The sequence below is a fragment of the Streptomyces sp. 378 genome (genome assembly GCF_030124145.1).
Classification (GTDB): domain Bacteria; phylum Actinomycetota; class Actinomycetes; order Streptomycetales; family Streptomycetaceae; genus Streptomyces.
Window position 1 is genome coordinate 325,846 of the sequence record NZ_JASKMS010000002.1, and the last position, 12,635, is coordinate 338,480.

General features: G+C 72.4%; 2 protein-coding genes. Both read right to left on the reverse strand.

Annotated elements, in window-relative coordinates; all coding sequences use genetic code 11:
* Positions 1-14: 14 nt before the first annotated feature.
* A complete protein-coding gene (locus QNO09_RS04330; protein WP_283968681.1) occupies positions 15-1,715 on the reverse strand; it encodes an ABC transporter ATP-binding protein in 1,701 nt (566 codons plus the stop codon).
* Positions 1,705-12,630 carry a non-ribosomal peptide synthetase gene (locus QNO09_RS04335; RefSeq protein ID WP_283968682.1) on the reverse strand — a complete coding sequence of 3,642 codons (10,926 nt, stop codon included), beginning with the start codon at positions 12,628-12,630 and terminating at the stop codon, positions 1,705-1,707. Before QNO09_RS04335 ends, QNO09_RS04330 begins: the two co-directional genes overlap by 11 nt.
* Positions 12,631-12,635: the final 5 nt, after the last annotated feature.

The following is a 12,635-nucleotide window of genomic DNA, read 5'->3' on the forward strand; positions in this document are numbered from 1 at the left end:
AGCCCCCTTGCAGCTCACCGGGCGACCGCCTGGCCGTACGTCTCGTCCTTGGACAGCAGGTTGCGGTGGGTGTCGTCCGCTGTGATCGTGCCGTCGTCCAGGACCAGGACCCGGTCCGCCGCGTCCAGGAACGCGGGGCTGCTGGTGATCACGATCGTCGTGCGGCCCCGGCGCAGTTTCGCCACGTTGCGGGCGATGAGCTGCTCGGTGACCGCGTCCACCGCCGTCGTCGGGTCGTGCAGGACGAGGACGTCGGTGTCGGCGGCCAGGGCGCGGGCCAGGGAGAGGCGTTGACGCTGGCCTCCGGAGAGGTTGGCGCCCCGGTCGCGGACGGCGTAGTCGAGGCCTTCGCGGTGCAGGGCCACGACGTCGGTGAGCAGGGAGGCCTCGACGGCGGCGGGGACCGTGCGGCTGGTGCCCGCGGGGTCGATGTTCGTGCGGAGGGTGCCCGCGAAGATCTCCCCGTCGTACGGGTTGACCAGCAGGTGCTCACGGACCGCCTCGACGGAGAGGTCCGCCAGCTCCTGGCCGCCGAGCCGCACCGTTCCCTCGTACGCGGCGGGCGGGACGCGCACGGCCAGGACGGCTGCGAGGTCGGCCGCCGCCCGTGGCTGGTAGGGGGCGATGGCGACGAACTCCCCCGCCTTCACCTGGAACTTCAGGTCGGTCAGGGTGCCGTGGCGGACACGGTCGATCTCCAGGTCGCCGCCCGGGGACGGGAGTCCGGAGCCCGGGGTCATGACCGGCGGGGCCGACAGCACCAGCGCCATCCGCTCGGCCGAGGCACGCGCGATCATCACGTACTTGGGCATCTCCGAGAACAGCTTGAGCGGTTCCATGATGAACTGCGCCAGGCCGACCGCCATGACGAGTTCGCCGATGGTGATCCGGCCTTCGAAGGCGAGCCAGCCCGCCGTCAGGGTCACGGCACCGGCGAGGACCGCGTTGAGGGCGAGCGCGGTGCCCGCGTAGGCGCCGTTCACCTTGGCGACGGTGATCGCCTGGTGTCTCGCCTCGGTGCTGACCTTCCGGTAGGACCGGAACGCGGCCTGGTTGCCGCCGAAGCCGTGCAGCGGGCGCAGGCCGGTGATCAGGTCGGCGACCTTCGCACCCGCCCGCGCCACCCGGGCCTGCTGCTCCTGGATGCTGCTGCCGATCCGCTTGGACATCACGCTGAGGGTCGACAGGATGGCGACGGTCCCCACGATCACCAGCAGGCCGAGCCGGACGTCGGCCAGGCCCAGCGCGACCGCCGCGACCAGCACCGCGACGAGCGAGCTGATCAACAGCGGCACCACTTCGATGATGTCGGCGGTCTGGTCGGCGTCCTCGGTGGCGATGGTCAGCACCTCGCCGGACTTGAGGTCGACGTCCCGGGCCACGGGTAGCAGGCCGCAGGCGGCGACCTTCACCCGCCAGCGGTGCGCCTCGGTCGTGTTGGCCTTCTGCAGGATCCGCATGCCGAACCGCCACGACAGCGACACCGTCGTGATGATCACGGCCAGCGCGCCGATCGACAGGGCGAGCGCCTCAAGGCTGCGGCCGTCGCGCATCGCGTGCTCGACGATCAGGCCGAGCGCGATGGGGAAGGCCGTCTCACCGGCCTGGTAGAGGCCCATGAGGAGGGTGCCCCAGGCCATGGCGCCGATGTTGCGGCGCAGGGCGGTGCGGAGGATGGCGGCCCCTTGGCGGGGCCGCTGCGTGTCAGTTGTCATCGAGGTGGCGGGCAATCGCTTCCGGGGTTCGCAGGGTGAACAGATCGCGGATCGTGATCACGGGACCGTACTCGCGGCGGAGCAGCCCGACGAGCCGAACCGCCAGCATGGAGTGTCCTCCCAGGGACACGAAGTCGCTCACCGCGCTCACCTCGTCGTCGTCCAGGTCCAGTGCCTCGGCGAAGTACTCGCACACCACGGTCTCGGTCTCGGTCTCCGGCCCCCGCTCCCCCGCCGTGGTCAGCGCGCCCAGCGGCTTGGCCTCGGGCAGCGCCTTGGTGTCAGCCTTCCCGTTCACCGTCAGCGGGATACCGTCGACCTGCGCGTAGTGCGTGGGGCGCAGGAAGTCCGGCAGCCCGGCACCCACGTCGGCGGCCACGGTCGCGAGCTCCGCGCCCTCCAGCACCAGGTAGGCGGCGAGCCGGTACGCGCCGTCCACCTGCGGGTCGGGCTGGGCGACCGCGGCGGCGAACCGCACCGCCGGGTGGGCCGCGAACAGGGCCTCGACCTCGCCGAGTTCGACCCGGTGGCCGCGGATCTTGACCTGCTGGTCGGTGCGGCCGAGGTACGTGAGGTTGCCGTCGGGCCGGCGGACCACCAGGTCGCCGGTGCGGTACATGCGCTCGCCGGGGTCGCCGAACGGGCAGGCGACGAAGCGGTGTGCGGTCTGGGCGGGCTGTCCGAGGTAGCCGCGCGCGATGCCGACGCCCGACACGTACAGCTCGCCGGGTACGCCGTCCGGCAGCGGCCGCAGCCACGGGTCCAGGACGTACACGTCCGTGTTGTCGATGGCGACGCCCACCACCGGGTCCGCGCACTCGAAGGTGCCGACGCCGAGGGTGTTGATGGTGTATTCGGTGGGCCCGTACAGGTTGTAGCCGGCCGTGCCCTCGGTCTCGGCGAGCCGCTGCCACAGCGTCGGCGTGACGGCCTCACCGCCCAGCAGCACCAGCGCCGGCCGCCGATCGGGGTTGTCGAGCAGGCCCTCGGCCACCAGTTGCTGTGCGTAGGTCGGGGTCACGTTGACGACGTCGATCCCGTGCTCCAGGCAGTACGCGACCAGCCGGGGCGCGTCCCGGCGCAACTCCTCGTCGCAGACGTGCACTTCGTGGCCGTCGGCGAGCCACAGCAGCTCCTCCCACGACATGTCGAACGCGAACGACACGGTGTGGGCGATCCGGAAGACCCGGTGGCCGTGCTCGGCCAGCACCGGTTCGAAGATGCGGCGCTGGTGGTTGATCAGCATGTTGGTGAGCCCGGCGTACTCGGTCACCACGCCCTTGGGCCTGCCGGTCGAACCGGACGTGTAGATCGTGTACGCCGGGTGCCGCAGCCGGTCGGGATCGTCCGGTGCGAACGTCACGTACGGCTCCGCGGCCGGGAGCGGGCGGTCGAGTTCGATCAGCTCGCCGGTCAGCCGGGATGACACGGCGCTCACGGTGAGGATCAGGTCCGGCCGGGCGTCCTCGACGATGGCGGCGATCCGCTCGTCCGGGTGATCCAGCTCCAGCGGCACGTACCCGGCGCCGACCCGCAGGACGGCGAACAGGGCCACGATCCAGTCGAGGGAGCGCGGGACGGCGAGGCCCACCGCCGTCTCGGGCCCGATGCCGCGCGCGGCGAGCACGCCCGCCAGAGCCCGGCTGCGGTCCCGGAGTTCACCGAAGGTCATCGTCGATCCGTGGGCGACGAGCGCGACCCGCCCCGGGTCGCGGTCCGCCGCCCGGTCGAACCGGTCGACGACGGTGTCCGTGCCGATGTCGGTGCGTGCGCCCGGCTCGGGCACCGGTCCGAGACCCCGCAGCGCGCCGACCGGCCCGGTGGCCCGGGCGAGGTCCTCCAGGACGCTCAGGTAGTCGTCGAGGAGACGGCGGGCGTTCCCGGTGTCGCCGTCGCGGTACTCCAGCTTCACCGTGAGCCGGTCGCCGGGCGTGACGACCCAGGTGAAGGGATAGTGGGTGGAGTCGTCGGCCTTCACCGAGGTGATGCCGTGCCGGGCGTTCATCTCGGCGAACGCGTCCATGTCCAGGAAGTTCTGGAGCACGAACAGGTTGTCGAACAGGGTGTCGTGTCCGCCGGCCCGCTGGATCTCGCCGAGCCCGAGGTGCTCGTGCTCCATCGCCTCGACCCGGGCCGACTGGACGGCCGACAGGTAGGCGCCGACCGTGTCGTCCGGGCGGGGCCGGGTCCACATCGGCACGGTGTTGAGCAGCACGCCGACGATGCCGGACAGCCCCTCGCCCTCGCGGCCGGACACGGTCACGCCGAACACGGCGTCAGCGCGGCCCGTGTACGCACCCAGCAGCAGTCCGAACGCGCCGGTCAGCACCGAGTTGAGGGTGACGCCGTGCACCCGCGCCGCTTCCCGAACCAGGTCCGACTGTTCGGCGGACAGCGTGTGTGTGAGCGCGCTCGGCAGGTCGTCCGAGAAGGACGGGGACGGTCCGGCGAGCAGGGTCGGGCCGGGGAGCGCGGCCAGCTTCTCCGCCCAGAAACGCTCCGACTCCGCCGGGTCCTTGGCGGCGAGCGTGCGGGCGTACTCCTCGAAGCCCGGCGTGACCGGCGCCGGGTCGAGCGGCTCGCCCGCGAGGACGGCACGGTAGGCGTCGAACAGGTCCCGCAGGACGATCTCGCGGGACCAGCCGTCCCACAGCAGCAGGTGGTAGCTGAGCAGCAGGCCGTCCCGGTCGCCGGGCAGGTGCACGACGGTCAGCCGGATCAGCGGCGGCTCGCCCGGGTCGAACCCGGTGTCCCGGTCCCGGGCGCGCAGGGCGTCGATCTCGGTGTCCGAGGACAGGGCGATGGTGCGGACGTCGGCCCGTCGCCCGGCCTTGAGGACCTGCACCGGGTTTCCGGCGTCGTCGGTGGCGAAGCCCGCGCCGACGACCGGGTGACGCGCGATCACGTGCGCCATCGCCTCGGCCAGCGCGCCGGTGTCGAGGCGCCGGTCGAAGGTGAACCAGTTCTGTGCGACGTAGTGTCCGGCGGAGCCCCCCATCTGGGCCTGGAAGAACAGGCCCCGCTGGAGCGGGGTGACGGGGGCGGTGCGCTCGGCCGTGGTCGCCGCGTCCGCGAGCTGCCGGAGCGCGCTGCGCCAGTGTTCGGTGATCTTGTCGGGGATGCCCTCGGCGAGGACGAACTCGGCGAGCAGGCTGCCGGTGGCCTCGTCGGTCCACGCGTTGACCTCGACGGCGTACGGGCTGCCCTGGTCGCCCGCGGCGAGGTGCAGCGCCTGGGACTCGCTGCCCCGGCCGAGGTAGTTGAACAGCACCTGCGGGCGGGCCGTCAGCAGCGGGGCCGTCTGCGGATTGAGGTACCTGAGCCGGCCGTAGGCGACGTGCCCGGCCTCGTCCGGCTGGCGCTCGACGACCTCGCGCGCGGCGGCGACGGGGTCGGTGTGCGGGGCCAGCCGCACGGGTGCGACGGAGGTGAACCAGCCGACGGTACGGGTGTAGTCGTGCTGTTCGAGGACCGGGACGCGGCCGTGCCGCTCCAGGTCGACCGCGAGGTCGGTGGGCGACGGCTGGATCCGGGTCAGTGCGGTGCGCAGGGCGCCGCACAGCAGCTCGGTGAGGCCGACACCGAGCGTGGCGGGTGCGGTGCGGGTGAGCCGGTCGCTCACGTCGGGGTCGAGGACGACGGTGGTCCGGCGCAGTCCGCCGGGGGCGGGCAGCAGGTCGGGCGCCCGGAGTGTGGTGATCCAACGGCCGACGTCGTCGACGGTCCGGGCCGACTGGAGTGTCAGGGCTTCGGCGTACTCGGCGTAGGACGTGGTCGGTGGGGGCAGGGGCTCGCCGCGCAGGGCCGCGGCCAGGTCGTCCAGCAGGATCAGCCAGGAGACCGCGTCGACGGCGAGGTGGTGCACGGTGACGACGAGGGTCCGGCTCGACTCCAGCCACGCGAAGGCGACCACCTCACCGGACTCGGGGCCGAGCCGTCCTGCGGCCTCGTTCGCGACGGCTGTCGCGTCGGTGGTGTCCGGGCGTGTGACGGTGACCTCGCGGGCGGGGTCGGTGCGCAGGGTCCACACGCCGTGTTCCGTCCGGAGCCGCAGTCGGAGGGCGGGGTGCGCGACGACGACGGCGTGGGCGGCGCGTACGGCGTCGGCGTACCCGGTGCCTTCGGGGGCCCGGAGGGTCCTGGCCTGGGCGAAGCGGGTCAGGGAGCCGCCGAGTTCGCGCTGGCGCAGGATGATCGGGGTGGGGGGCAGCGGGCCGTCTTCGCGGTGGGCTGCCGCCGGTGTGGGGCGGGGTGCGTTTGTACCCAGGTGTTCCGCCAGTGCGCGGGGCGTCTTGAGCAGGAAGACGTCCCTCGGGGTGACGGGCAGGCCCAGTGTCCTGGCCCGGTTCACGACCGCGATCGCGATGATGCTGTCGCCTCCGGCGTGGAAGAAGTCGGTGTCGGCGTCCACGGCAACGCCGGGCAGCGTCTCGATGAAGATCTTGGTGAGTGCGGCTACCGCGGTGGTTTCGTCTGCGGACGCGTTGTGGCTTGTCGCGCCCCGCGGCGGAGCCGCACATCGATACAGCCCCGCGCCCCTGAGGGCACGCTCCACCAGCGCCTTTCGATCCAACTTGCCGTTCACCGTCAGCGGTAGGGCATCGGTCGTGAGAATCCTGCCCGGGATCATGTGAACGGGGAGCTTCTTCGACAACTGGCTTTCGAAATCAGCCGGCACTCCACCCACCACATGCGCCACCAGATGGTCCCCGGTGTCCGCCACCGTGACGGCCACGTCGACCACACCCGCGAGTCCGCGGATCGCGGACTCCACCTCGCCCAACTCGATGCGGAAGCCCTTCAGTTGCACCTGGTCGTCGGCGCGGCCGGTGAACTGGAGTTCGCCGTCGAGGGTGCGGATCGCGAGGTCGCCCGTGTGGTACATGCGGGAGCCGTCGGCCGCGAAGGGGTTCGCCACGAAGCGGCCCGCTGTGAGGCCCGGCCTGCCCAGGTAGCCGAGCGAGACCTGGTCGCCGGCGACGTAGATGGCGCCGACCCGGCCCGGCGGCACCGGGCGGAGCCGGTCGTCGAGGAGGTGGGTGACCAGGCCGGGGATCGGGCCGCCGATGGGGCTCACGTCGTCGCCGGGGCCGAAGTCGGCGTCGGTCAGGACCCGGTGGGTGACGTGGACGGTGGTCTCGGTGATGCCGTACATGTTGACCAGCTCGGGGACTGCCGTGCCGTGCCGCTCGACCCAGCCGCGCAGCCGCCCCGGGTCCAGTGCCTCGCCGCCGAAGACGATCCGGCGCAGTGCGGGCAGCGGCTCGCCGGCCAGCCGGTCGGCCTCGATGAACTGGTAGAAGGCCGACGGCGTCTGGTTGAGCACCGTCACGCCGCGTTCGCGGACCAGCCGGTGGAAGTCGACCGGGGAGCGCGTCAGCCGGTACTCGGGCACCAGCAGCTCACCGCCGTACGCCAGCGCGCCCCACAGCTCCCAGACCGCGAAGTCGAAGGAGAAGGAGTGGAACTGGACCCAGACGTCCTGCGGGCCGAAGTCCATGGCGGGCCGGGTGTGGGCGAGCAGGGTCACCACGCTGGAGTGCGGGACGACGACGCCCTTGGGGCGGCCGGTCGACCCGGATGTATAGATCACATAGGCAGGGGTGTGCCAGTCGGGCTCGGGAACGGGTAGCGCGGAAGCGGACGAGGGCTCCTCGCCCTGCACCAGGACGCGCGCCGGCACTCCCGCCCGGTCCAGCAGCCGCGTGAAGCGGTCGTGCTGGTCGCGGTCCACGAGGACTGCCTGAGGGGCCGCGTCGGTGAGGATGTACTCCAGCCGTTCGTCCGGGTACGCCAGGTCCAGCGGGACGTAGGCGCCGCCCGCGCTCACGATCGCGACCAGGGCGACGACCTGTTCCAGGGAGCGCGGGACGGCCACGGCGACCCGCTTGCCCGGGCCCACTCCGGCCGCGCGCAGCGTCGAGGCGAGGTCGTTCTTGGCGGCGGACAGTTCGCCGTAGGTCAGGGAGCGAGTGGCGCCGTCGAGGGCGCACTGGGTGACGGCGGTGGCCGCGGGGTCGCGGCGGGCTGCGGCGTCGAAGAGTCCGCCCAGGGTGGTCGGGGTGACGGGTGCCGGTCGCCGTGCGCTCCCGGGCGTCAGGTCGTCGACCGGGGTGTCCGGGTGGGTGAGCAGACCGGTCAGGGTGCGGGTGAAGGTGCGCAGGACGGTCCGGGCGGTCGGCTCTCCCAGCAGTTCGGCGTCGTAGATGAGGTTGAAGCGGGGGCGGCCGTCGGGTGCGCGCTCGACGACCAGGGTCAGCGGGTAGTGCGGGGCGCCCTCGTTGACGATGTCCGTGATGGCCAGGGTGTCGCCGGGTCGCCGGAGCGACGTCGTGTCGGTGGCCACGTCGAACACCACGAGCGTGTCGAAGAGGGAGCCGGTGCCGGCCCGCCGGGCGATGCGCGCCAGGGAGACGTGCTGGTGCGGGAGGACCGCGCCCTGGTGGTCCCGCACCGCGGCGAGGAGGTCGCCCGCGGTGCTGCCCGGCGCCCAACGGGCACGTACGGGAACGGTGTTGATGAACAGGCCGACCATGTCCTCGATGCCGGGGACCTCGGCGTCGCGGCCGGAGACCGTGGAGCCGAACACGACGTCCCGGCCCTGGAGGATGCCGCCCAGGGTGACGGCCCAGGCGCTGTGCACGGCCACGCTCAGCGGCACGCCGGCCTCGCGGACGGCGGCGTCGATGTCGCCCTCGGGTTCCACGGCGGTGTCGGCGAACCGGTCGGAGGGGGTGTGTCCCTCGGCGACCAGTGAGGGGCCGGGCAGTCCGGCGAGTTCCTCGCGCCAGACGCGGTCGCTCTCGTCGGCGTCGCGTCCGGCGAGCCAGCGCACGTAGTCGGCGAAGCCGCCGAGCGGGTGGACGGTGCCCGGCGCGTGGTACTCGGCGAGCAGCGCGCGGAGCATGGGAGGCACGGACCAGCCGTCGGCGATGATGTGGTGCACGGTCTGCACCAGGACGTTCCGGCCGGAGCCGGCGCGGACGAGGGTGTAGCGCATCAACGGGCCGGTGGCCAGGTCGAAGCCGGTGCGGCGGTCCTGTTCGGCGAGGTCGCGTATCTCCTCGTCGGTGATGCCGGGGCGGTCCAGCGTGGCGAAGGGTGCTTCGGCGCCGTTGTCCAGGACGGAGACCACCCGGCCGTCGGCCAGGGCCGTGAAGCGGGCGGCCAGGTTCGGGAAGAGGGTGAGCAGCCGGGTGGCCGCCGCCGCGAGCCGGCCGGCGTCCACCTCGCCCTCCAGGGTGAGGAGTTGCTGCTCGACGTAGGCGCCGGCGGAGTCGTCGTCGAAGACCGAGTGGAAGTAGAGGCCTTCCTGCAGCGGGGTCAGCGGCAGGATGTCCCGCAGCCGCGGGCCGTCCAGGGTGTCGACGTCGGCCTGGGTGAGCGGGACCAGGGGGAAGTCGCTGGGCGAGTGGCCGCCCCGGTCGAGCGCGGCGAGTCCGGCCAGGGCCGTGCGGAAGTAGTCGCCGAGGGTCGTGATGTCGGCGTCGGTGAACATGCCGTCGGGCCAGGAGATGGTGGTGACCAGTTCGTACCCGCCGTTCGCGGAGGGTTCGGCGATCGCGTTGAACTCCAGGGCGCGCGGCAGGCGCATCCTCGGATCGCGCTTCTCGCCCAGTTGGCCGGTGGTGCCCGCGAGTTGCCAGTCGCCGGGGGCACCGGCGGCGAAGCGGCCCAGGTAGTTGAAGAGCACCTGGGGTGCGGGGGCGTCGAACTCGCTGTGGGTGAGGTAGCGCAGGGCGCCGTAGGAAACGCCGTTGTCCGGTACCCGGGCGAGGTCCTCCTTGACCGCCTTGAGGGCGGCGGTCAGATAGGCGGGAGTGGTGAAGTCGGCTGCCGTGCCGGGGTCCACGGTCACCGGGAAGAGGGTGGTGAACCAGCCCACGGTGCGCGACAGGTCGGGTTCGAAGCCGGCGGAGCCCGCCACGAACTGCCCTTCGCGGCCGTGGCCTTCGAGCTCGATGTGGGCGAAGGTCTGGTCCTGGCCGAGGTCGCGGCGCCGACGGGCGAGGGCGACGGCGAGCGCGGTGAGCAGGACGTCGTTGACGCCGGCGTGGAACTTCGCGGGGATCTCGTTCAGCAGGGCGGCCGTGACCTCCGGGCCGGTCGAGACGGTCCGCAGGCGTTCGTTCGCGACGGTGTCCGTCTCGGACAGGGCGCGGTGGGCCAGCGGCCGGTCGTCGCCGGGCAGGGGGCGCCGGTAGCAGGAGCTGTCGGCGTCGAACGCGGCGCGTTCCAGCAGTTGGGTCCAGCGCCGGAAGGACGTGCCCGCCGCGGGAGGGTCGATGGGCTCGCCGGAGGTGAACTGCCGCCAGGCGGTGGCCAGGTCCTCCGTCAGGACGCGCCAGGAGACGCCGTCGACGACCACGTGGTGGGCCACGAGGACGAGGTGGCGGGCCCGGGGGCGCCAGACGACCCGGAGCATCGCGCCGCCCTCGGGGTCCAGTCCCTCGGTGGCGAGGGCGATGCACTCGTCGAGCGGCCGGTCGCTCTGCTGCCAACAGGGCTCGGCACGGTCCGCTTCGGGGATGTCGAAGCTCCAGCGGCTGCCGCGCACCAGCCGGGCGCGGAGCATGTCGTGCCGGGTGACGAGCGCGGTGAGGATCGCGTCGAGGGCGTCGGCGGTCAGTTCCGCGGGGGTGTTCAGGACGACCGACTGGACGAAGCCGTCGATGGCGTCCGTGGTCTCGCCGAGCCACTGCACGATGGGCGAGCCGACGACGGTGCCGGTCGCGACATCGGCGTGGTCGACGGTGGAGACGTCCTCGCGGCTCGCGACCGCGGCCAGCGCGCCCACGGTGCCGTGGGCGAAGATCTGCCGGGCCGTGACGTGCAGGCCCCGCTCGCGCAGCGCGCCGAGCAGGGAGATGGCCAGGATGCTGTCGCCGCCGAGCTGGAAGAAGTCCTGGTCGACCCCGACCTCTTCGAGGCGCAGCACCTCCGCGACCGTGGCGCACGCCGCGCGTTCGTCGTCGGTGGTGGGGCGCACGAGGGAGCCGGTCTCGATCGTGGGCTCGGGCAGCGCGTTGCGGTCGAGCTTGCCGTTCGCGGTGAGGGGGAACTCCTCCATCACCACGATGTGGGTGGGCACCATGTACTCGACCATGTGCGCGGCGGCCCATGCCTTGACCTCGTCCGCCCGCAGGTCCTCGCCGCCGGCGGCCGGTATGACGTAGCCGATCAGATAGGTGCCGCCGACGGCGTTCTGCTTCGCGACGACGCAGGTGTGCCGTACGCGCGGGTGTTCGGCGAGACCGATCTCGACGTCCTCGATCTCCAGCCGCATCCCGCGGATCTTGATCTGGTTGTCGGCGCGGCCGAGGAAGTCGAGCGAACCGTCGGGGGCGAACCGCGCCAGGTCGCCGGTGCGGTAGAGGCGGGAGCCGTCGTTCGCGAAGGGGTTCGCGACGAAGCGGGAGGCGGTCAGGCCGGGCGCGCCCACGTAGCCGCGGCCCAGGAGGAAGCCGCCGACGTAGAGTTCTCCCCCGACGCCGACCGGGACGGGGCGCAGTTCGTCGTCCAGGACGTAGAGCTGGGTGTTGGGGTTGGCTTTGCCGATGGAGGTCGACAGGCGTTCCGCGGCGCCCCGGTAGATGACGTGCGAGACGCCGATGGTCGTCTCGGCGGGGCCGTAGCCGTGGTACATGGGGATGTCGAGTCGGGTCCGGAACCGCTCGTACAGCTCGGGGGTGAGCACCTCGCCGCCGCACCAGACGTGCCGCAGGCTGTCCAGGCGGCCGGAGTCGCCCGCCATCTCCAGCAGGACGTCCAGCATGGACGACACCAGGTAGGTGAAGGTGACGCGTTGTTCGGCGATGACGCTCAGCAGGTGGTGGGGGTCGCGTTCGCCCCCGGGCCGCAGGACGACGAGCCGGCCGCCGGAGACCAGGGGCAGGAAGATCTCGTTGATGGAGATGTCGAAGGACAGCGGCGCCTTGAACAGGGAGGCGTCGTCGTGGCCGAAGCCGAGGATCTCGTTCACCTGCCACAGCAGGCGCTCGCTGATCGCCTCGTGCCGGATCATCGCGCCCTTGGGCCGCCCGGTCGAACCGGACGTGAAGATGACGTAGGCCAGCGCGTCGCCGAGGACGGTGACCGCCGGCCCGCGCGCCGGGTACGAGCCGTACCGCCAGTGGCCCAGGTCGACGGCCACGGCGTCCGGTTCGGCCGGGTCGTGGTCGCCCGAGGTGTTGAGCTGGACGACGACCCGGGCGTCCTCGATGACGACGGCCCGGCGTGCGGCGGGCCACTGCGGATCGAGCGGTACGAAGGCGCAGCCGGCCTGGAGCACGGCGAGCAGGGCGACGACCATGTCGGCGGAGCGGGTCAGGGAGATGCCCACGACCTGTTCGGAGCCGAGTCCGCGGGCGAGCAGGTGGTGAGCCAACTGGCTGGAGTATTCGGCCGCTTCACGGTAGGTCAGGGTCCGGTGCTCGTCGACGACGGCCACGGCGTCCGGCCGGGCACCGGCCTGCTCCCGGAACATCTCCACGATGGTGGGGCGGACCCGGTCGGCCCGGTTGTCGTTCCACTCGCCCAGCGTCCGGAGCCTGGCCGCGATGCTGGACGGGCCGATGGTGCCGAGGGGCCGGTCCGGGAAGTCGGCCAGGTCGTCCAGCGCGAGCTGCGCGTCCTGCGGCCGGACGCGGTCGGGGACACCGAGGGTGCGACCGTCCGGGGCGATGTCCCAACCTCCGGGGGCGGTCCCGCCGTTGTCGACCCAGCCGAGGACGTCGGCGAAGAGCGTGCCGGGGGTGAGGTCGATCCCCTCGGGGCTCTCGCCCGTCGCCCAGTACGACAGTCCGATGGCGCAGGCTTCGGCGATGGTCCTGTCCGGGTAGTCGCCGATCCGCCGGCGCACATCGGCCAGACGTGTGGGAGAAGGCAGTGTGAGACGAGCGCGCGGTTCCATCATCGAAG

Bases quoted from the DNA above. Each gene is read 5' to 3' on its own strand.
- QNO09_RS04335 (WP_283968682.1), bottom strand. From the start codon at position 12,630: ATGATGGAACCGCGCGCTCGTCTCACACTGCCTTCTCCCACACGTCTG.
- QNO09_RS04330 (WP_283968681.1), bottom strand. From the start codon at position 1,715: ATGACAACTGACACGCAGCGGCCCCGCCAAGGGGCCGCCATCCTCCGC.